Here is a 19,657-nt window from a genome sequence, read left to right on the forward strand (position 1 = left end):
TCACGATTCCCTGAGCCAGGAGGCGGTGAGCTCCGCCAGCGTGGCCTCGTCCAGGCCGGACGCGCTCATCGGCGCCGACGGCGACTCCGGCGACTCGGGCGGCTCGGGCGCCGAAGCATGCTGGGGCACGGGCTGATCGGTGGCCGCGTCGACCGCGGCGGCCAGCTCGGCGATGCTCATGTGCTCGAACACCATCGCCGCGGTCAGCGGCAGCCCCGCAGCGGTGGCCCGGGCCGCCAGCTGCACGGCGACGATGCTGTCGCCGCCGACGGCGAAGAAATTGTCCTCGCGGTGGACGCCGGTGATCTCCAGCAGCTCCTCCAGCAAGGCGGTCAGCGCCCGTTCGGTCTCGGCAGACCCGCCGGACAGCGGCCGCGCCCGCGCTTCGGGCGGGATCGGCTGGGCCAGCAGCGCCTGCAGGTCGGCCGCGGGCAGCAGCCCGACCGACGCGAGGGACGCGTCGGGCGTGGTCGCGAACGCGTCGAACGCCGCGTCGAGGGCAGCGGCGACGCGCCGGACGGTCGCGGGCTCGTAGAGATCGGCATTGGCCACGACCCGCACGTCGAGTTCGGCGTCCGGGGTCACGTTCACGCCGACGTTGAGGTCCAGCAATGAGATCTCGAAATCCATCGGGAGCGCCGACACCGTGGTGTCCCCGGCGCCGGTGAGATCACGCGGCAACAGTGCCCAGTCCTCGCCACGGAAGTGGATGGACTGCTGGAACAGCGGGTGGTTGCGCGACGGGGAGCGGGGCGGGTTCAGTGCCTCGACCAGCCGCTCGATGGGGAATTCCTGATGCGCCAGTGCGTCTTTGACCGTGTCGCGGCTGCGCGCGACGAGCTCGCGCAGGCTCGGCTGCCCGGAGAGGTCGGTGCGCAGCACCACGACGTTGGCGCAGGGTCCGGTCAGGTTCGCGGTGCTCTCGCCGACCCGGCAGGCGACGGGACTACCGATCGCGATGTCCGTGCCGCCGCCGAGCTTGTGCAACACGACCGCCAGGACCGCTTGGTACACCGAGAATTCGGTGGTGCCCGACTCCTCGGCCAGCCGGACGAGTGCCGCCCGCCGGGCCGCGGCGACGGTGAAATCGACCACTTCCCCGCGTTTCCCGAGCAGCGGCGGGCGCGCGCGGTCGGTGGCCACCGAGATGTCGGTGGCCAGCCCTTCCAGCGCGCCGCGCCAGTAGTCCAGCTCCGCCCGCGCCCACGGACCCGGGGATTCGAACGTATTCCGTTGCCAATGAGCATAATCGGCGAATTGCACCGGTGGTGCGGTCCACTGCGGCGGCTGCGCGTTGCGCCGCGCCCGGTACGCGACGACGAGGTCATCGACCAGGATTCCGAACGAGGTGTGGTCGGTGACCGCGTGGTGGATCAGCAACAGCAGCACGTGCGTGTCCGGGCCTGCCACCAGCAGGGTGGGGCGGATCAGCGGCTCGGATTCCAGCGCGAACACGTGGCGGCGCAGCGCGGCGATCGCCTCGCCGAGGCGATCGGCGGCGACCTCGGTCACCGCCGGTTCGAGCCGCAATTCCGGGTGCACGTACTGGTAGGGCATCCCATTGTGTTCCACGAGGTTTGTGCGCAGCACCTCGTGGCGGGCCACCACGTCGTTGAGCGCCGCGGTCAGCACCCCGGTGTCCAGCGGACCGGTGAAGCGCAGCGTGAGCGCCATGTTGAAGACGTCGTTGGCGCCCCGCATCCGGTACTGGAACCACATGGCGAGTTGGGAGTAGGACACTGGGGGCCGGGCCGGGCGGGTTTCCCCGGTCAGCTGCGGCCGGGTGTCCGCGGGGCGGGATCCGGTACGCAGCCGTTCGATCAGCCCCGCCAGCCCTGCCGGTGTCGGGGCGTCGAACACGTCGCGCACGCTGCACTCCACGGCGAATGCGGTCCGGATCTGCGCCACCAGGCGGGCAGCCAGCAGCGAATGGCCGCCCAGCCCGAAGAACGACTCGTCGGCGCCGATGCGGTCCCAGTTTTCGTCGCGGCCGAACAGGCGGGCGAAGATCGCGCACATCCGGCGCTCGATCTCGGTGGTCGGCTGCCGGTGGCCGCGCGCGGCCACCGGGGTGGGCGCGGGCAGGGCCCGCTTGTCCAGTTTGCCGCTGACCGTCAGCGGGATCTCGGGGATCACCCCGAATGCGCTGGGCACCATGTAGTCCGGCAGCGCCGCCGCGGCGTGGGCGCGGATCTCGTCGATGTGCACGCCGGCGGGTGCGCCCGATGGGCCGCAACCGGCGGTGGGCACCAGGTAGGCGGCCAGCGTCGGCCCGGCTTCGGTGTCCTCGGCGATGACGAGGCAGTGCCGGACCGCCGGGTGGGCGGCGATCACCGACTCGACTTCGCCGAGCTCGATGCGGTAGCCCCGCACCTTGACCTGCTCGTCGGCGCGGCCGACGAATTCCAGCTCCCCGGACAGGTTGCGCCGGACCAGGTCTCCCGTCCGGTACATCCGCATCCCCGCGGCGAACGGATCGGCGACGAAACGCTCCGACGTCAGCCCGGGGCGCCCCAGATACCCCCGCGCCAGCTGCGCCCCACCCAGGTAGAGCTCGCCGATCACCTGCGCGGGCACCGGCTGCAGCTCCTCGTCGAGCACATAGGCGTAGACGTTGCGGTTCGGGACACCGATGGGCACGACGCGAGAGCCTTGTGCGCCTTCGACTTTCCTGTGTGTCGCGCAGACCACAGCCTCGGTCGGGCCGTAGTGGTTGCGCAGCTCCGCGTCGAAATGGCCCGCGAATCTGTCGGCCACCTCACCGGGTAGCGCCTCCCCGCCCACCGGCACGTGCCGCAGCGCGCGCCACTGGGCGGCCCGCGGCAGCAACAACAGGGTGCTCAGCATCGACGGGACCATGTGCAGCACGGTGACGCGGTGGCGCTCGATCAGGTCCGCGACGTAGTCGATGTCGCCGAACGCCCCGGGCCTGGGCACGACCAGCTGCGCACCCAGCGTCAGCGTGACGAAGATGTCCAGCAAGGACGCGTCGAAGCTGACCGACGACGACTGCAACAACCGGTCGGCGGCGGTCATGCTCCACTCGGCGATGAATCCGTCGACGTGCTCGGCGATCGCCCGGTGCGAAACCGCCACGCCCTTGGGTCGCCCGGTGGAGCCGGACGTGTAGATGACGTACGCCAGATGCTCGGGATGCAACGCGAAGATCCGGTCGGCGTCGGTCAGCATCGCGTTTGGGAGACGCGCGGCGTCGCGTTCGGCGGCGACGAACTCCCGATGCCCGATGACCGTCCGCGGGCGGGCGTCCGCGATGAGGTAGTCGATGCGCTCGTGCGGGTAGGCGGGGTCGATCGGCAGGTAGGCCGCCCCGGCTTTGAGCACCGCGAGAACTGCGACGACGAAGTCGATCGACGTCGTCATGCGCAGCCCGACGATGTCTTCGGGACCCAAGCCGCGCCGAACGAGCAGGCGCGCCAGTCGATTCGCCCGGCGATGCAGCTCGGCGTAGGTCAGCCGCGCCTCGTCGGAGACCAGCGCGACGGCCTCAGGAGCCGCGTCGGCGGCCGCTTCGAGCAACGCGACCATCGTGGTGGCCGGCGTCGTGACGAGTTCACCATGGGATTGCGCCAGGACGTCGGCCCGCTCGCCGGGGCCGAGCATGTCGATGCCGGCGATCCGGCGCCCGGGCTCGGCGAGCGCATGGTCCAGCAGCCGCAGGTAATGCGCCAGCATCTGTTCGACGAGTTCACCGCGCAGCCAGGTCTGATATTCGACCTCGACGCACACCCGGCCGGGGTCGAGCACGATCGCGAGCGCCAGCGGTAGGTGCGCGCTCACCGCCGCCAGGTCGAGTTGTGCCACGGTGATGCCGTCCAGGGCGAAGTCGTTGGCGCTCTTGCGCAACGAAAAGCCAAGCCGTACCAGTCGGTCCATGCCGTCGTGCCCCATGCGTTCCGGATTCACCTCGCGCACGACCCGGTCGATGCCGACGGACTGGTGAGCGAATCCGTTGAGGCAGGTTTCGCGGATCGCGTCGACGAACGAGACGAAGGTGTCCTGCGGCCGCACGGTGATCCGCAGCAACAGCGTGTTGCCGAAGTACCCGAGGGCGCCGTGGGCTGCGGCCCGGCGCCCGGTCACCGGCACGGACACCAGGAAATCCTGGGTTCCGGTGTAGCGGCGCACCAGCACACCGAAAGCCGCCAGCAGGACCATGAACGGCGTGGCGGACTGGCGTTGGGCGAATTCTTGTACCTTGTCGAACAATTCGGGGGACATGACACGGGATAGGCGCTCGGCGTCCCGCGAAGGCCTGGTGGCGGCCAGGCCGGGAAGCGGCAAGGGTTCCGGCGCCGGCCGCAGCGTGTCGGCCCAGTAGCCGACGTCGGCGACGGTGGATTCGGCGGCGGTCTGAAGCACCTCGGCGGCCACGAACTGCGGTGCGTCGCCGAGCCGCCGGTCACCGTTGTAGGCCGCGCTCAGCTCGGCGGAGAAAACGGCCCAGCAGTCGTCGTCCCAGCAGATGTGATGTATGACGAGCAGCAGCACGGACTCGCCGGTCCCGCTGTGGATCAGGGTCGTCCGCAGCGGCAGGTCGGTGGCGAGGTCGAACGGCCGGCCGAACTCGGCGCGCGCCAGGGCTTCGATCCGCCGTGCTCGTTCGGCCTCGGGAAACTCGGTCAGATCGACCGTCGGCCAACCGATCTCGACGTCACCGGAGATCACCTGATACGGTTCGCCCTCGCTGCCCACCCCGTATACCGTGCGCAGGATCGCGTGCCGCGCCACCAGGTCGTGGAACGCCGCACGCAGCCGCTCCCCGTCCAGCGGTCCCGTCAGGCGGTAGGCGACGCAGACGTTGAGCGTGACGTCGCCGGCGTCCATCGCCTGCAGGAACCACATCCGTCGCTGCCCGGGCGAAAGGGGGTAACGCTCCCCCGCCCGTACAGCCTGAGGGATGACGGATTGCTCGGCCGCCAAACCGCTTTCGTTGATGCGTCGGCGCAGAAGCGCTCGGCGGCGGTCCTGCACGGTCCGGGCATCGTCTGCCATAACTCGCCCCATCTTCACTCCGCCGGTGATATCGGTTGGTCAGCGACCTCTGGCCTGCTCGGCCAACCGTCAGCCCAGTAGCTTATGTTAGCCTTCGCTAAGTCGCTAGGTTTCGGGTGCCGGCCACCCCGGTGCGTAGGCGGTGGTGCACACATCGCTCCGATGCGGCTTTCACCGGGGCGCAGGAGGCAAAAGTGGACATGGTGGACCTCGGACACAGCGTGCCCCACTCGGAGCACGCGGTGTTCCCGCCGGAGTTCTCGCTGCGCCCCGTGGACCCGGACCGTGACGTCGACCTGGTGCATCCCTGGATGAACGATCCCGCGGTGGCGCGCTTCTGGGGAAAACCGTGGCCGCGCGACCAGATCCGTTCCTACCTGCACCAACAGGTCCGCAGTACCCACTCCACCCCATACCTGGGTCAGCTGGCCGGCGTCGCGATGAGCTACTGGGAGCTCTATCGCGCCGACCTGGACCCCCTCGCCGACCACTACACCGCCCGCGCGCACGACGCCGGCGTCCACGTATTGCTGGGGCCTGCCGGATGCCGTGGGCGCGGACTGGGCGCGGCCCTGTTGCGGGCAGTCTCCGACTGGCAGCTGGACGTCGATCCCCGCGCGACCCGGGTGGTCGCCGAACCCGATGCCGACAACGTGCCATGCATACGGGCGTTGACGCGTGCCGGCTTCGAACGCATCACCGAGATGGCCCTGCCGAACAAACGGGCCGCCCTGATGATCCGCGAACGACGCTGAGGACCGACCGGGGCGCCATGGACGCACCCGGAGCCGGTGGACCCGCACCCCACTCCCGTCGAGGTTCGCCTTATGTTAGCCTCTCCTAAGTTATAGGCGGTGCGAACGCGGGCGGCCGGAGTGACGCCGATCGAGAGGTGAGAGCGGATGCTGCGAACGCCGGGCTGGATCAGGCAGTTCCACAAGCCCCACTCCCCTGGGAGTCTTCCGCTGTTGGTGTTCCCGCATGCCGGGGCCGGTGCATCGACCTACCGTGCTTTCTCGAAAGCTCTCGGCCGCAACTTCGAGGTCATCGTCTTCCAATATCCCGGCCGTCAGGACCGCGCGGCCGAGCAGGCCTTGCATTCGCTGCCGGAGATCGCTGCGGGAGCCTTCGCCGAGTTCTCGGCCTCGGAGCACAACCGTGGGGTTCCGATCGTCGCCTTCGGCCACAGCATGGGCGCCATGGTCGCCTTCGAGTTCGTCCGGCTCGCGGAGGCCGCGGGTATTCCGGTGGACCAGCTCGTCATCTCCGCGACCGTCGCCCCGTGCCGGGCCGCCGCCACACCCTCGCACCCGACCGAGGACGACGAGGAACTCCTCAACCACCTGCTGGCGCTCGAGGGCACCGACTCCGGTGTGCTGGCCGACCGCGACCTCATGCGGCTGACGCTTCCGGTGGTCAAGGCCGACTTCAAGGCCTTCGACGCCTACTCCGGCGCCGAAGACGTCACGGTGGCGGCCCCGATTCACGCCATGGGCGGAGATCAGGACCCGTATGTCACGCTGGGCGACCTGTACGGGTGGGGAAAGCACACCGCCGCGCTCAGGGTCACGATGTTCGAGGGCGGGCACTTCTATCTGAACCAGCACGTGGACGCGATCGCGGCGCTGCTGAGCGCGCACGCCGAGCAGCCGACGTGAGCGGCGACCCCGTCGTCATCTCCGGAATGGCTGTCGAGGCGCCGGGCGGAATCGACAGCCCCGCCGCCCTGTGGTCGGCGCTGGCTGAGGCCAAAGAACTCATCGGCCCCTTCCCCCGCGACCGCGGCTGGCCGCTGGAGGACCTGTTCTCGGTGTCGGAGCTCGACGGCTGGGGGCGAGTGTGCGACGCCGGCGGCTTCATGGACAGCGCAACGACATTCGACCCGGCCTTTTTCGGAATCACTCATCGCGAGGCTCTCGTGATGCACCCTCAGCAGCGGGTTGCGATGCGGGTGGCGTGGAAGGCGCTCGAGAATGCCGGCATCAATCCCGGCTCGCTCGAGGGCGAAGTCGGCGGTTGTTTCGTCGGCATGTCGATGACGGAATACGGGCCGCGCACCGCGCTGGCCGATGCCTTCACCGGACACCGGACCGTCGGCCTGGGGCAACTGGGAGGCGCCGGACGGGTCTCGCACTTTCTGGGACTGACAGGCCCCTCCCTCGCTATCGATTCCGCGTGCGGATCGTCGCTGACCGCAGTGCAGTTGGCCGCCAACGCGGTTGCGATGGACGAGTGCGAATGGGCGCTGGCCGGGGCCGTGTGTGTGCTGGGGGCCCCGACGGCCTTCTACGAGTTCGCGAGACTCAACGCGCTCTCCGACGACGGGCATTGCCGCGCCTACTCCGATGACGCGAGCGGCACCATCTGGGGTGAAGGCGCGGGTATGGTTCTCGTCGAACGGGAATCGCGAGCGCGCAGGCTGGGACACCACGTCTTGGGACGCATACTCGCCGTGCGAACCAACCACAACGGCAAGGGCAAGCCGATCCTGGTTCCCCGGGTGCGCGCGCAGGAGCAGGTCATTCGCACAACGCTCGACGCGGCCGGAATCGATCCGGCCGACGTCGGGATGATCGAAGGGCACGGCACGGCAACTCTGGCGGGCGACCCCGTGGAATTGCTCGCCCTGTTCAAGACGTACGGCTCAGCGGGGTGCGAAGCCCGGCTGGGCTCGATCAAATCGAACGCCGGACACGCACAAGCGGCATCGGGAATTCTCGGACTGATCAAACTGCTCCTTGCGGGCCGGCACGGCCACATTCCGCCCACCCTCTTCTCGGACAACCCGACCACGACGCTGGACTGGAACCTCACGGGCCTGCGACTGGCCACACAGCTGCACGCGTGGGAAGCCAAAGAAGGCTACCGCTACGGCGCCGTGTCGTCGTTCGGCGCCGGCGGTGCCAATGCGCACGCCGTGGTCGCAATGCCCACCGATCCAGGGGAGTGAGGGCGTGACGCTGTGACCTATCGGCTTCCCGACGGGACCGTTCCCGTTCTGCTGTCGTCGAATGAACCCGAGTTGTTGCGCGTCGAAGCCGCGGCCCTGCTCTCCTACGTGACGGGACACTCCGCGGTGACGCCGCAGCAGATTGCGGCAATGCTGTTTCGCACCCGCTCCGCGCGCAAACACCGGGCCCTGGCCATGGTGGGCACCCGGGAGGAGCTGACCGGCGCCCTGCGGGCGGTCGCCGAGGACCGCGCACACCCCGCGGTGGTGCGCAGCGAGACGCCGGCCGCGGCGCGCAAAATCGCCTACGTCTTTCCCGGACAGGGTGGCCAGCGACCGGGGATGGGACGGCTCTTCTACGAGGCGGTCCCCGCGTTCCGCGACGAAGTGGAGCGTTGCGACGCGGCGTTCCAGACGCTGGTCGGTGAGTCACCGCTGGATTACCTTCTCGGGCTGCATGTTCCCGTGCCGGACCGCGCGATCACGGTGCAGCCCGCGCTGTTCACCCAGATGGCCGGGTTGGCCGCGATGTGGCGCTCGTTCGGGGTCGTGGCCGGGGCCACAGTCGGACACAGCCAGGGCGAGGTCGCGGCCGCTTACGTCTCCGGCGCCGTCACACTGCCGGATGCGGTGCGCGTCATCGGCATTCGCGCGGATGCGGCCGACCAGTTCGGCGCCGGGGACTATGCGATGGCCGTCGTCGCCACCGGCCGCGACACCTGCGAGGACGTCCTCGCACGCCGCTCGGGGTGGGCACAGCTGTCGGTGGTCAATTCCCCCAACATGGTCGGGATCTCCGGCGACCGGGACACCGTGGAGGGGATCGTCGACACGTTCACCGAGCGCGGAACCTTCGCTCGCGTCATCGGCGTCCGGTATCCGGCCCACACCAGCCTGATCCAGGAACTCGCCGACAGGGTACGCGCTGCCGCCCACCACGAACTGCAGCATCCGGCGTTCCTGGACACTGACATCGACTGCCTCGGAAGCACCCTCGGCGGTCCGATCACCACAGACCTACCGGTCGACGAATACTGGCTGTGGAACCTGCGCAACCCCGTCCGATTCGACAAGGCGATCGCGGCCGCGCTCGAACTGGGCGTCGACACGTTCGTAGAACTGGCCGAACACCCCACACTGCAGCTGGCAATCCAGGACAACCTCGCGTCCTCCAACACCCATGCCGCCGGCCCGCGCGCGACCGTGGTCGTCAGCACGTCCGATCGCGCGTCCGGCGACCTGGCCGAGTTCACCCGCAACCTGGCGCTGCTGGCCGTGCACGATCAGGACTACCCGTGGGAGTGCCTGCGCGCCGAGCCCGAAGACCCCACCCCCCTGCCGTTACGCGACTTTCCCAACCTGGTGATGAACGAGTCGAAGCTCTGGCTGCCTTACGACGAGGTCCTGCCCCGGCGCAGCCGGCGGGGGCCCGGCCCCGACCCGACCGATCCGGCCCCGGCCACGGCCGCGCCGCGGCTGCTCACCGAACGGTGGGTCCGGCTCTCGCACCGCTCGCTGGCACCACCGCGCTCGTTCGGGATCGTCGACCACACCGGGGCCTGCGCGCAGCTGGCCGACGCGCTGCTCGCCGCCGCGGACGACATCGGCGCCTCGGGGCATAGGCTCAATGGCCACGAAATCCCCTCCGGGGAAACCGATCTCGACACCCTAATCATCCTGCTCGCGCCGTCGCCGCCGGTGGACGATGCGGCCGCCGCCACGGCGGTGGCGACCTTCTTCTCCCGCCGCGCGTGGTGGCCTGACGTCAAGACGGCGATCGCCGAATGCTGGCTGGTGACGGTAGGCGGCGAGCCGGTCGACGGCGACACACCGCCCGATCCGGTGCACGGCGCGGCGGCAGCGGGTTTCCGCTGCCTGGGCGCCGAACACCCCGGAGTGCGATTCCGTCACCTCGACCTGGAACCCGGGCCCGTGTCACCGCGGTCGGCCACCACGATCCTGTCCGCGCTGCACACCGCCGGTGAGTCGGAGCTGGCGCTGCGCGCCGGCGGGCTCTACGCGAAGAGGGTCATCGAAGAGCTCCCGGCCTCCCCCGGTACCGCTGGGGCGCCGCCCGAGCATGTGCTCCTCGTCGGGGGAACCGGCACGCTGGGGCTGGAATTCTGCGACCACTTCGCCCGCCGCGGCGCACGGCGCATCACGCTGGTCAGTCGGTCGGGCGAGACCGATGCCGTCGCGCAGCGTCTGCACCGGATCCGCTCGGCGACATCGACGCGCATCGAGGTCGCCGGCTGCGACGTCGGCGACCCGGCGGCGGTAGCCGAACTGGCGCAACGCCACCGGGATGCACCCGCCGACCTGATCGTCCACGCCGCGGTGCACTATTCGGGTGCCGAACTGGCGGACATCACCCCCGAGCAGGCCGACGAAGCGTTGCGCGCCAAGGTCGTCGGCATCTCCCGCGTGCTCGCGGCGTTCCCGCGCACCGACGACTGCCGCGTGGTCTTGTGCTCCTCGATCGCCGCCACCGTCGGCGGCCGCGGCCTGATCCTCTATGCCGCGGCGAACAGGATGCTCGACGCGATGGCGCACCGGCTGCGCGCCCACGGCGTGGACTGCGCATCCGTGCAGTGGGGACAGTGGGCGGTCACTTTCGACCCCCGGTCGTCAGGCACCGCGAAGCTCTCCCCGACCGGGTTGCTCGCGATGTCTTCGGCCGACGCGCTGACCCTGGGAATGGGCCGGTATGACGGAAATGCCGGCGTCGCGGCGTTCGCGCTGGGTCGGGCACGGTCGGTGCTGGATGCCTGCGGGCGCGCCTCGTTGCTGTCCCAGCTGGATACGCCCGCACCCGAAACCACCGGACCGTCCGCGCCTGTCACCGCGGATCGGACGCCGCACCGCTTGCTGACGCTGGTGGCCGGGGCCATCGGTGTCGATCGCGCCGAGACAATCGACACCCAAACCCCCTTGGTCGCGCTGGGACTGGAGTCGCTGCAGGCCCTGGAGTTACGCCGCCGTGTCAAGGCCGAGTTCGACCGCGACGTGGACGTGGTCGACCTGCTCGGCGGGGCGTCCGTCGCCGATCTATTGGAGCGGCTGAGCAGCTAACCGCCGGCCACAGGCTGTGCTGCGCCCCGTCGTTGACCAGCACACAGAACGCGAGCTCCGCGTCGTCAAACGGATTGGTACTCATCGGTTCTCCCCTTCTTCGAACCGGTGTGTCCCAGCTCGGCACCCAGTACGCGGTCGGACAGCAACCCCAGGCAACTCAGGTTGGGAAACCCCGGTCCCTCGTTGACGCCCGACAGGTTCGGCAACAACAGCTTGGGAGCAACGCCCGCGACGGCCAGGTCCGCGCCGATGGACTCCTCCAGTGCCTCGAGGGACACCGGCCCGCCCAGGCCGCGTTCGAGAGCGCCCCGGGCGGCCGGGCACAGCAGCGGCAGGAACCACACCGGATCGGCGCCGGATCCGTCGATGACGAGGTCGAACCGGTGCAGCGTCTCCAGCGGCTCACCGCAGTTGTCGGTGCGCAGCGTGATCCAGATCCGGTCGTCGCGGTCGATCACGCGGGCGACGCGCCCGCGCCGATGTTGGATCCGCTCGTCGGCCAACAGGGATTCCTGGACCCGTGCCGAGAACACCCCGCGGTCGGTGCGGGCGATGCAGTCGCGCCGTTCGGCCTGGCTCAGGCTGCGCCAGCCGGTCGGGTCGGAGAACAGCGAGTTCTCGAAGAAGCCCTCGCCGCGGGTGAACAGCGTCGCCTGCGGCGAGATGGCCGTGATGACCGAAACCCGATGGTGGAAAAGTTCGTTGAGGATGGAAGCGGCGGTCTCTCCCCCGCCGATGACCGCGACGTTGTCGGCGACGATGCGCTCGTGTTGTCCCGCGCGCCGCCAGAACTGCGCGATCGAGAGCACCCGCGGATCACCCGCGAGCATCGACCTGTCGGGCTGTCCCGGCCCGGTCACCATCAGCGTCGCGGCGGACAGGCTCGGCCCCCGGGTGTGCAGCACCCAGCGCGCGTCGTCCACGGAAATCCGGACCACCTCGCCGTCAACGACTTTCAAGCACACCATGGCGGCGACCCAGCGCAGATAACCGGCCCACGTCTCGTGGGTCGGCGCCGGCCTGCCCCGGTCGACCCAGCCCACGAACTGGTCGGTGGCAACCAGGTACGACTGCCAGCTGAACCGCATCATCCGTTCGTCGACTTCGGAGCCCGGCATCAGATCGGACCGGTACGGGAAGCCGATGTCCTTCTCGGGGCTGGTACCCAGCCGCTGCCGGCCGTCCGTCCAGCCCCCACCGGCCCGCCAGTTGGCGGCCACCCCGGACCGTTCGACGGCGACGACGTCGGGGGCATCGATGCCCAACTCGCGCAGCACCGCCGCCTTCGCGGCCACCGCCACCGCCTTCGCACCGGCCCCGACGATCGCAAGGGTGTCGCTCATCGCGCGTTCACCGCGCCACCTCCGTCGATTGGCTTAGCCGAGGCTGCCCTAACTTTGTGTACGCTACCCTATGCTCGACCGGCAGGACACGCCCGCCCCCGACGGAGTTCCCGAGTGCCATCTGATCCTGAGCCACCGTTGCACGGCTTCGTTCCGTTCCCGCCCGACCGCGCGGCTCGCTATCGGTCGGTCGGTCACTGGGCCGGCCGAACCCTCGACTCGGTGTTGCGGCACGCCGCGGCGACCTGGCCCGACCGCGTCGCCGTCGTGGACACGGCCGGCCCCGACCGCGGCCACACTTACGCCGAACTGGACGCGCTCGCCGACCGCGCCGCCGCCGGCTTCGCCGCGCTCGGCCTCGCGCCGTTCGATCGGGTACTGGTGCAACTGCCCAACACATGCCGGTTTTCCGTCGCCCTGTTCGGTTTGCTGCGCGCCGGGGCCATCCCCGTGCTGTGCCTGACCGGACACCGATTGACCGAGTTGGCCACTTCACCGAGGTCAGTGGAGCGGTGGGGTTGATCGTCGCCGACTCCGCGGGCGGCTTCGACCACCGCGCGATGGCCGAAGATCTCGTCGTGCTGCATCCCGGGCTGCGCCACGTGATCGTCGACGGCGACGCCGACCCGTTCACCGCGTGGTCGGCGCTGCCCGACGGTTCCGCGCCACACGTTGCGGGCGACCCGTCCGCACCCGCGCTGGTGCTCGTGTCCGGCGGCACCACCGGCGCCCCGAAGCTGATCCCGCGCACCCACGACGACTACCTCTACAACGCGACCGCGAGCGCTCAGCTGTGCCGACTGACCGCCGACGACGTGTATCTCGTCGTGCTGCCCGCCGCGCACAACTTCCCGCTGGCGTGCCCGGGTCTGCTCGGGGCAATGACCGTCGGCGCCACCACCGTCTTCGCCGCCGACCCCAGCCCCGAGGCCGCCTTCGCCGCCATCGCGCGCCATCGAGTGACCGTCACCGCGCTGGTGCCGGCCTTGGCCAAGCTGTGGGCGCAGGCCTGCGACTGGGAGCCGCAGCCACCGAAATCGCTGCGGCTCTTGCAGGTTGGGGGGTCCCGTCTGGATCCCGAGGACGCCCGCCTGCTGCGCACGACGCTGACACCGGCGTTGCAGCAGGTATTCGGCATGGCCGAGGGATTGCTCAACTTCACGCGACTCGACGATCCACCCGACGTGGTCGAGCACACCCAGGGCCGGCCGTTGTGCCCGGACGACGAACTGCGCATCGTCGACGCCACGGGCGAACCGGTGGCGCCCGGAGACGAGGGCGAGCTGCTGGTGCGGGGGCCCTACACGATCAACGGCTACTTCCACGCCGAGCGCGACAACGAGCGCTGCTTCGATCCCGAGGGCTTCTACCGCAGCGGCGACCTGGTCCGGTTGCGCGAGGACGGCTACCTCATGGTCACCGGCCGCGTCAAAGACGTGATCTGCCGCGGCGGCGAGACCATCGCCGCGGTGGACATCGAGGAACCGCTGCTGAGCCACCCCACGGTCCTCGCGGCCGCGGCCATTGCGCTGCCCGATACCATGCTCGGCGAAAAAATCTGCGCCGCGGTGGTTTTCAATGGGCCGGCGATCGGCTTGGCGGAGTTGAACGCCTACCTCGACTGTCGCGGCGTGGCCGCGCACGCGCGCCCGGACATGCTGGTCGAGATGGCGGCGCTGCCCACGACACCCGTCGGCAAGATCGACAAGAAGGCGATCGCCGGCCGTCTTGGCCCGCGAGCGTAACGTCACTGCGAAAAGTGGCCGCGGATTTCGCAGCCCCGTTACGCTCGCGGACCGGGCTGGGCGCAAACGCTCAGACGGGCAGCCCGGAGAACATGACCCGGCCGGGATCGTACTTCTGGCGCACGGCGCTCAGCCGCGACAGATTCGGACCGAAGTACCGCGACGCCGCCTGGTTCGCCTCGAGGTAGTTGACATAGCCGCCGGCCGAATATGGTTGCACCGCTCGGTGTGCCGTGTTGAGCCAAGCGGTGGCCGCCGCCGGCGATCCGGACGTTTCGACATACCACTGCACCAGCGCGTACTGGCGCCGCCACGGAAAGGCCGTCGCTCCCGGCGCCACGGTCGCCAGCGCGCCATCCAGGGCGTGCATGATCGCCAGCATGCGGCCCGCCCCGCGGGGGAAGGCGTTGACCGCCGCCGCGATTCCCTGCGCGGTGCCCGCGTTGACCAGCGGCAGGACGTCGGATCCGCCGACATACCCCAACGGTGCCGGGTTGAGGTTCCCGACGGCCAGATACCGCACCAGGTCCATGCGGTTGAACGTGTGGGTCTCGGTGCCGGTCGGCTGGATGCCGACGGCCGCGACGATGGCGCGCTGCACCCCGGCGCCCGATCCGGCCGGGCAGGTCGCCAGGATCCGGCAGTGGGTGCCCATCGGGTCGACCGTGGCATCGGCCAGCGCCCAGCTGTTCCGGTCGGCCGTGCGCAGCCAGTTCTGCCAACCGACGAGAACCTGGGCGAGCGACTCCGGCGGGAAATCGAGGTTCACGGCGTCGACGTCACCGGCGGGGAACGTGGCGAAGGTCAGCGAGGTGGTGACACCGAAGTTGCCGCCACCGCCGCCGCGCAACCCCCAGAACAGATCGGGGTTGTTGGCGGCCGACGCGGTGACCGCCCGGCCGCCGGGCAGTACCACCGACGCCGACGTCAACTGGTCGCACAGCAGGCCCGCGTGCCGCGAATCGGCGCCCAGGCCGCCCCCCAGCGCGTGACCCGCCGCACCGACCGTCGGGCAGGTCCCCGTCGGCACGCCGCGGCCCGCTCCGGCCAGCGCCTCGTGCATCGCATACAGATCGGTCGCCGGTGTCACCGTGACGTGCCCGGTGGCCGCGTCGTAGTTGATGCCGCCGGGCAACTGCCGCAGGTCGAGCACCATGGTGCCGTTGGCCGTGGAGGCCCCCACGTAGGAGTGCCCACCTGCGCGCGGGGCGACCTTGAGGTTGTGCGCCGCGGCGAACGCCATCGCTTTCTGCACGTCGGCGGTCGAGGTCGGGACGACGACCGCCGCAGGCATCGCATCGTTGTAGTTGGTGTTGAAAACCTGCTTGACCGTGGCGAATTGGGGACCCTGGTCCGGCAGGATCACCTGGCCGCCGATGACGGACGAAAGACCGCTCCAGCCCGTGGCTTTCGGTTCTGCCCGCGCTCGTCCCCCGCCCAGGACCGTCCCTGCGGCCAGCCCCGCAGCGGCAGCCCGCAGAAACGTCTGCCGCGAGATTTCATGCGCCAACGCCGGGCTCCCGCAACTGCGTCATGTTCGGCATTGTCGACCCCGGGAAGCGCGGTACCGTACGACGTGACGCGGGGTGACCGAACCGTTCCCGAACCGTGACCCCGCCCAACGGGTGGCGAAGCAAAGGAGCAACCAATGGCTTTGGGTTTATGGGGTGGCCTGACGCTGATCTCCCTGACACTGGTGCTGACGTTCGCCTCGGTTGCCACTGTGTTCGTCAAGCGGCTGGGCGCCCGGCCCACGTTGCCGATCAGCGAGGAGATCGGGAGCGCCAAAACGGTGCTGGACAAGGTGCGCAAGGGCCGGCCGATGTCGCGAGAGGAGCTGGACTATGCCAAGCAGGTCGTCGCCGACCGCGGTTCGCCGATGGCGCTCTGCATCCCTGCCGCCTTGTTCATGCTGGGGTGCTTCTACGTGATGGGCAGCCTCGAACACCTGCACGGGGCCACGCCGTCCGAACGGACATTCCTCGGCGTGATCCCGATGTTCACCTCCACGAACCTCGCCATCCGGCTGCGCGCCAGCGCGCGGTTGAAGAAGCGCCTGCAGTAGACGCTAACGTCCACAAACTGATATTCTCCCTTCGCTCCACATGTCAATCTGTCTGATACATGGATGGGTCGTGCCGGCCCCGGCAGTTCGTCGGGACCGAGGCGAGAGCGTGCGGCCAGGCACGGTAGCCCGAAAGGTGGTCGAGTGACTCCTCGTGCGTCAGTGGCCAGGACCGTCCTGGCCCGGGCGTGGATGCCGCTGGTCACCGCCGTCGCGATCGGTGTGGGCGCGGTCTGTATGTGGAAGGTGCATCAGTTCTCCGCTCCCCCGCCGGTCATCACCGTCAACGGACCGCAGGCGCCCGAGGAGTTCAACCCCAAACGACTCACCTATGAGGTGTTCGGCTCCGCCGGAAAGGGCGGCCAACTCGTCTACATCGACATCGACGGGCATCCCCATCAGGTGGATGTCACGACGTTGCCGTGGTCCCACACCGAGACGACGACGCTCACGGTGGTGTCCGGCAGTGTCTCGGTCCACGTTCACGGCGCGCACGTGGGCTGCCGGATGCTGGTGGATGGCGTGGTGCGCGACGAACAGGTCAGTCACCATCAAGACGCGGACGTCGAATGCCGGGTGAAATCGGCATGAGCGAACACCGCGTGGACGACGCCCCTGTCAAACGCCCTTTCATCCCGCGCATGGTTCGCGCTTTCGCGATACCGATCATCCTGTTCTGGGGTCTTGTCGCGGTGACCACGAACACCTTCATGCCCCAAGTGGAACGGGTCGCAGAAGAACTCGCCGGACCGATGGTGCCGCACTACGCGCCCTCGCAACGGGCGCTGCTGCACATCGGCGAGAAGTTTCACGAATCCGACTCCACCAACTTGACCATGCTCGTGTTCGAGGCCAATCGGCCGCTGGTCGTCGCCGATCACGAGTACTACGACGGACTGATGCGCCGCCTCGAGCGCGACAAACGGCACGTGCAGTACGTCATGGACCTGTGGGGCAAACCGTTCACCGCGGCAGGGGCGCAGAGCGTCGACGGCAAGGCCACCTACGTGCTGTTGCGTCTGGCCGGTGACATCGGCCAGATCGAAGCCAATCAGTCCGTGCAGGCCGTGCGTGACATCGTCGCCAAAGACCCCCCTCCGCCGGGCCTCAAGGTCTACGTCAGTGGCGCGGCCCCGCTGGCCTCCGACACGCTCACCACCGCCAACAACAGCCTGAACAACGTCACGATCGTCACGATCATCCTGATAGTCCTGATGTTGTTGGTGGTCTACCGCGCACCCTCGGTGCTCCTGGTGCCTTTGCTGGGGGTCCTCATCGAAATGCTGGTCGCCAAGGGGATCACCGCCACCCTCGGCCACCTCGGATTCATCGAACTCTCGTCGTTCGCGGTGAACATCGTCATCGCCCTGACCCTGGGCGCGGGAACGGATTACGGCATCTTCCTGATGGGCCGCTACCACGAGGCGCGACAAAACGGTGCGAGCCGAGAGGACAGTTTCTACATCGCCTACAAGGGTGTGGCGCCGATCATCATCGGCTCGGGGCTGACGATCGCGGGTGCGTGTTACTGCCTGACTTTCGCGCGGCTGAACTACTTCCACACCATGGGCCCGGCAGTGGCGATCACGATGATCTTCACCATCATCGCCGCGATGACGCTGGGCCCGGCACTGCTGACCGTGGGCAGCCTGCTGGGGCTGTTCGATCCCAAACACAAGGCGAAGGCACACCTGTACCGGCGCATCGCCGCCAGTGTGGTGCGCTGGCCGGTGCCGATCCTGGCAGCCAGTTCGGCCGTCGTCATGATCGGGGCGATCTTCGTGCCGACCTACCGGCAGAACTACGACGACCGTCAGTATCAGCCGTCTGACGCCCCGGCCAAGTTGGGTTTCGCCGCGGCCGATCGGCACTTTTCCAAAAGCAAACTCTTCTCCGAGATGCTGATGATCGAAACCGACCACGACATGCGCAACTCGGCCGACTTCATCACACTCGACCGGGTCGCCAAAGCTCTGATCCGCCTGCCCGGTGTGGCGATGGTGCAAAGTATGACGAGGCCCCTGGGCCGGCCGCTCGAGCATGCCAGCATTCCGTACTTGTTCACCACACAGGGCAGCGGCAGCGGTCAGCAGCTCCCGTTCAACAGGGAACAGAATTCCAACACCGACCAGCAGGCAGATATCCAGGCGCATTCTGTCGAAGTGCTGCGCAAGGAGATCGGCTTCTTCCAGAAGGTGTCCGACGAACTGCATCAGACCGTCCTCACCGTCGAGGATCTGCAACGGATCAGCGACGAGTTGAATCAGGAAACCGCAAACGTCGACGACTTCTTCCGACCCGTCAAGAGTTACTTCTATTGGGAGAAACACTGTTTCGACATTCCCATCTGCTGGACGTTCAGATCGCTGTTCGAAGCACTCGACAACATCGACAAGTTGGCCGAAGACATCGGGAACGCCAAAGTCTCCCTCGAAGAGGTCGACAAAGCCTTCCCGCAGATCATTACGCAGCTGAAAGCCACGGCCGACGACACCGAGGCCCTGCGGTCGAAGCTGGTCAACAGTTACGGCTCGGCAGATCTGCAGTCCATCCAGACCGACCAGACGTTCGATGACCTGATCAACGTCGGCAACGACTTCGACCGGGCCCGCAGCGACGACTACTTCTACATCCCCCACGAAGGTTTCGACAACGAAGACGTCAAAACCGGCATCAAGCTCATGATGTCCCCGGACGGCGAAGCCGCCCGGTTCATCGTCACCCACGAGGGCAACGCGATGGGCCCCGAAGGCGTGGAGCATGTCGAGAAGTTCCCGACCGCGATCACCACGGTCCTCAAGGAGACCTCGTTGGCCGGCGCCCGCGTCTACATCGGCGGTTCGGGGTCCAACGACAAGGACATCAAGGAATACGCGATGTCCGATCTGATGATCGCGGCAATCGCCGCGTTCATCCTGATCTTTCTGATCATGATGTTCCTCACCCGAAGCCTGGTGGCGGCCTTGGTCATTCCCGGAACGGTGGCGTTCTCCTACGCCGGGGCATTCGGGCTCTCCATTCTCGTCTGGCAGCATCTGATCGGTCTGCACCTGCACTGGCTGGTGTTGCCGCTGACGTTCATCATCCTGGTGGCGGTGGGCTCGGACTACAACCTGTTGCTGATCGTGCGAGTCAAGGAAGAGATCGGTGCGGGGTTGCACACGGGGCTGATCCGCGCTCTCGGCAGCACCGGTGGCGTGGTCACGTCGGCAGGCCTGGTGTTCGCGTTCACCATGCTGGCAATGCTCACCAGCGACTTGCGGACGATCGGCCAGGTGGGGTCCACCGTGTGCATCGGTTTGCTGCTCGACACGCTGATCGTGCGGTCGTTCGTCGTGCCGTGCATCGTCAGGATTCTCGGGCCGTGGTTCTGGTGGCCGACGCTGGTGCGCAACCGTCCGTCGCGGCGGCGCCAACCCGTGCCGGCCGGCCCCCCGGCAGCGGAATAGGCCCGCCCGGAGAAGCG

Annotated in this window: 11 protein-coding genes and 2 pseudogenes; 9 read left to right on the forward strand and 4 right to left on the reverse strand. The window is 68.5% G+C overall.

Features of this window, described 5'->3' with window-relative positions:
• Positions 1 to 5,013, reverse strand: a complete 5,013-nt coding sequence (locus AC2VOK_RS12585) for an amino acid adenylation domain-containing protein (protein WP_428900766.1) — start codon at positions 5,011 to 5,013, stop codon at positions 1 to 3.
• A 200-nt stretch (positions 5,014 to 5,213) separates the two neighbouring features.
• Between AC2VOK_RS12585 and AC2VOK_RS12590 the strand changes: the two genes are divergently transcribed.
• From AC2VOK_RS12590 to nbtC, 4 genes are all read left to right on the forward strand, one after another.
• Positions 5,214 to 5,768: a GNAT family N-acetyltransferase gene (locus tag AC2VOK_RS12590; RefSeq protein WP_428900786.1), complete on the forward strand. Its 555-nt coding sequence runs from the start codon at positions 5,214 to 5,216 to the stop codon at positions 5,766 to 5,768.
• A 147-nt stretch (positions 5,769 to 5,915) separates the two neighbouring features.
• Positions 5,916 to 6,671, forward strand: coding sequence for a thioesterase II family protein (locus AC2VOK_RS12595; RefSeq protein ID WP_428900767.1), 756 nt, complete (start codon positions 5,916 to 5,918; stop codon positions 6,669 to 6,671).
• The gene (locus AC2VOK_RS12600) at positions 6,668 to 7,963 is read left to right on the forward strand and encodes a beta-ketoacyl [acyl carrier protein] synthase domain-containing protein (protein WP_428900768.1); all 1,296 of its coding nucleotides are present in this window, start codon (positions 6,668 to 6,670) and stop codon (positions 7,961 to 7,963) included. Before AC2VOK_RS12595 ends, AC2VOK_RS12600 begins: the two co-directional genes overlap by 4 nt.
• A gap of 12 nt (positions 7,964 to 7,975) precedes the next feature.
• Positions 7,976 to 11,035, forward strand: a complete 3,060-nt coding sequence (gene nbtC / locus AC2VOK_RS12605; protein WP_428900769.1) for a nocobactin polyketide synthase NbtC — start codon at positions 7,976 to 7,978, stop codon at positions 11,033 to 11,035.
• A gap of 4 nt (positions 11,036 to 11,039) precedes the next feature.
• Here nbtC and AC2VOK_RS12610 read toward each other — a convergent pair.
• Together AC2VOK_RS12610 and mbtG are read right to left on the reverse strand one after the other, a co-directional pair.
• Positions 11,040 to 11,120 (reverse strand): annotated as a pseudogene (locus AC2VOK_RS12610) (MbtH family NRPS accessory protein); the annotation flags it as partial.
• The gene (gene mbtG, locus AC2VOK_RS12615; protein WP_428900770.1) at positions 11,101 to 12,381 is read right to left on the reverse strand and encodes an NADPH-dependent L-lysine N(6)-monooxygenase MbtG; all 1,281 of its coding nucleotides are present in this window, start codon (positions 12,379 to 12,381) and stop codon (positions 11,101 to 11,103) included. The pseudogene AC2VOK_RS12610 and the gene mbtG, both read right to left, overlap by 20 nt.
• A 267-nt stretch (positions 12,382 to 12,648) precedes the next feature.
• Here mbtG and AC2VOK_RS12620 point away from each other — a divergent pair.
• Together AC2VOK_RS12620 and AC2VOK_RS12625 are read left to right on the forward strand one after the other, a co-directional pair.
• Positions 12,649 to 13,643, forward strand: a pseudogene (locus tag AC2VOK_RS12620) (AMP-binding protein); the annotation flags it as partial.
• A 150-nt stretch (positions 13,644 to 13,793) separates the two neighbouring features.
• Positions 13,794 to 14,126 carry an AMP-binding enzyme gene (locus AC2VOK_RS12625; protein WP_428900787.1) on the forward strand — a complete coding sequence of 111 codons (333 nt, stop codon included), beginning with the start codon at positions 13,794 to 13,796 and terminating at the stop codon, positions 14,124 to 14,126.
• Between the two features lie 70 nt (positions 14,127 to 14,196).
• On the opposite strand, the gene AC2VOK_RS12630 is transcribed toward AC2VOK_RS12625, so the two are convergent.
• Complete coding sequence (locus tag AC2VOK_RS12630) at positions 14,197 to 15,636, reverse strand: FAD-binding oxidoreductase (protein ID WP_428900771.1); 1,440 nt, start codon at positions 15,634 to 15,636, stop codon at positions 14,197 to 14,199.
• Positions 15,637 to 15,774: 138 nt separating this feature from the next.
• Here AC2VOK_RS12630 and AC2VOK_RS12635 point away from each other — a divergent pair, with 138 nt between their 5' ends.
• From AC2VOK_RS12635 to AC2VOK_RS12645, 3 genes are all read left to right on the forward strand, one after another.
• Positions 15,775 to 16,191, forward strand: a complete 417-nt coding sequence (locus AC2VOK_RS12635) for a hypothetical protein (RefSeq protein WP_428900772.1) — start codon at positions 15,775 to 15,777, stop codon at positions 16,189 to 16,191.
• Positions 16,192 to 16,383: 192 nt separating this feature from the next.
• On the forward strand, positions 16,384 to 16,782 hold the full coding sequence (locus AC2VOK_RS12640; RefSeq protein ID WP_428900788.1) for an MmpS family transport accessory protein: 399 nt from the start codon (positions 16,384 to 16,386) through the stop codon (positions 16,780 to 16,782).
• A complete protein-coding gene (locus AC2VOK_RS12645) occupies positions 16,779 to 19,640 on the forward strand; it encodes an MMPL/RND family transporter (RefSeq protein ID WP_428900773.1) in 2,862 nt (953 codons plus the stop codon). The genes AC2VOK_RS12640 and AC2VOK_RS12645 overlap by 4 nt, the downstream gene beginning before the upstream one ends.
• Positions 19,641 to 19,657: the final 17 nt, after the last annotated feature.

It is taken from the genome of Mycobacterium sp. TH-M116, from assembly GCF_057473685.1.

Excerpts from the sequence above, each read along its gene's own strand:
- AC2VOK_RS12640 (WP_428900788.1), top strand. The coding sequence starts at position 16,384 with ATGCCGCTGGTCACCGCCGTCGCGATCGGTGTGGGCGCGGTCTGTATG.
- AC2VOK_RS12590 (WP_428900786.1), top strand. The coding sequence starts at position 5,214 with ATGGTGGACCTCGGACACAGCGTGCCCCACTCGGAGCACGCGGTGTTC.
- AC2VOK_RS12635 (WP_428900772.1), top strand. The coding sequence starts at position 15,775 with ATGGCTTTGGGTTTATGGGGTGGCCTGACGCTGATCTCCCTGACACTG.
- AC2VOK_RS12645 (WP_428900773.1), top strand. The coding sequence starts at position 16,779 with ATGAGCGAACACCGCGTGGACGACGCCCCTGTCAAACGCCCTTTCATC.
- AC2VOK_RS12595 (WP_428900767.1), top strand. The coding sequence starts at position 5,916 with ATGCTGCGAACGCCGGGCTGGATCAGGCAGTTCCACAAGCCCCACTCC.
- mbtG (WP_428900770.1), bottom strand. The coding sequence starts at position 12,381 with ATGAGCGACACCCTTGCGATCGTCGGGGCCGGTGCGAAGGCGGTGGCG.
- AC2VOK_RS12625 (WP_428900787.1), top strand. The coding sequence starts at position 13,794 with ATGGTCACCGGCCGCGTCAAAGACGTGATCTGCCGCGGCGGCGAGACC.
- AC2VOK_RS12585 (WP_428900766.1), bottom strand. The coding sequence starts at position 5,013 with ATGGCAGACGATGCCCGGACCGTGCAGGACCGCCGCCGAGCGCTTCTG.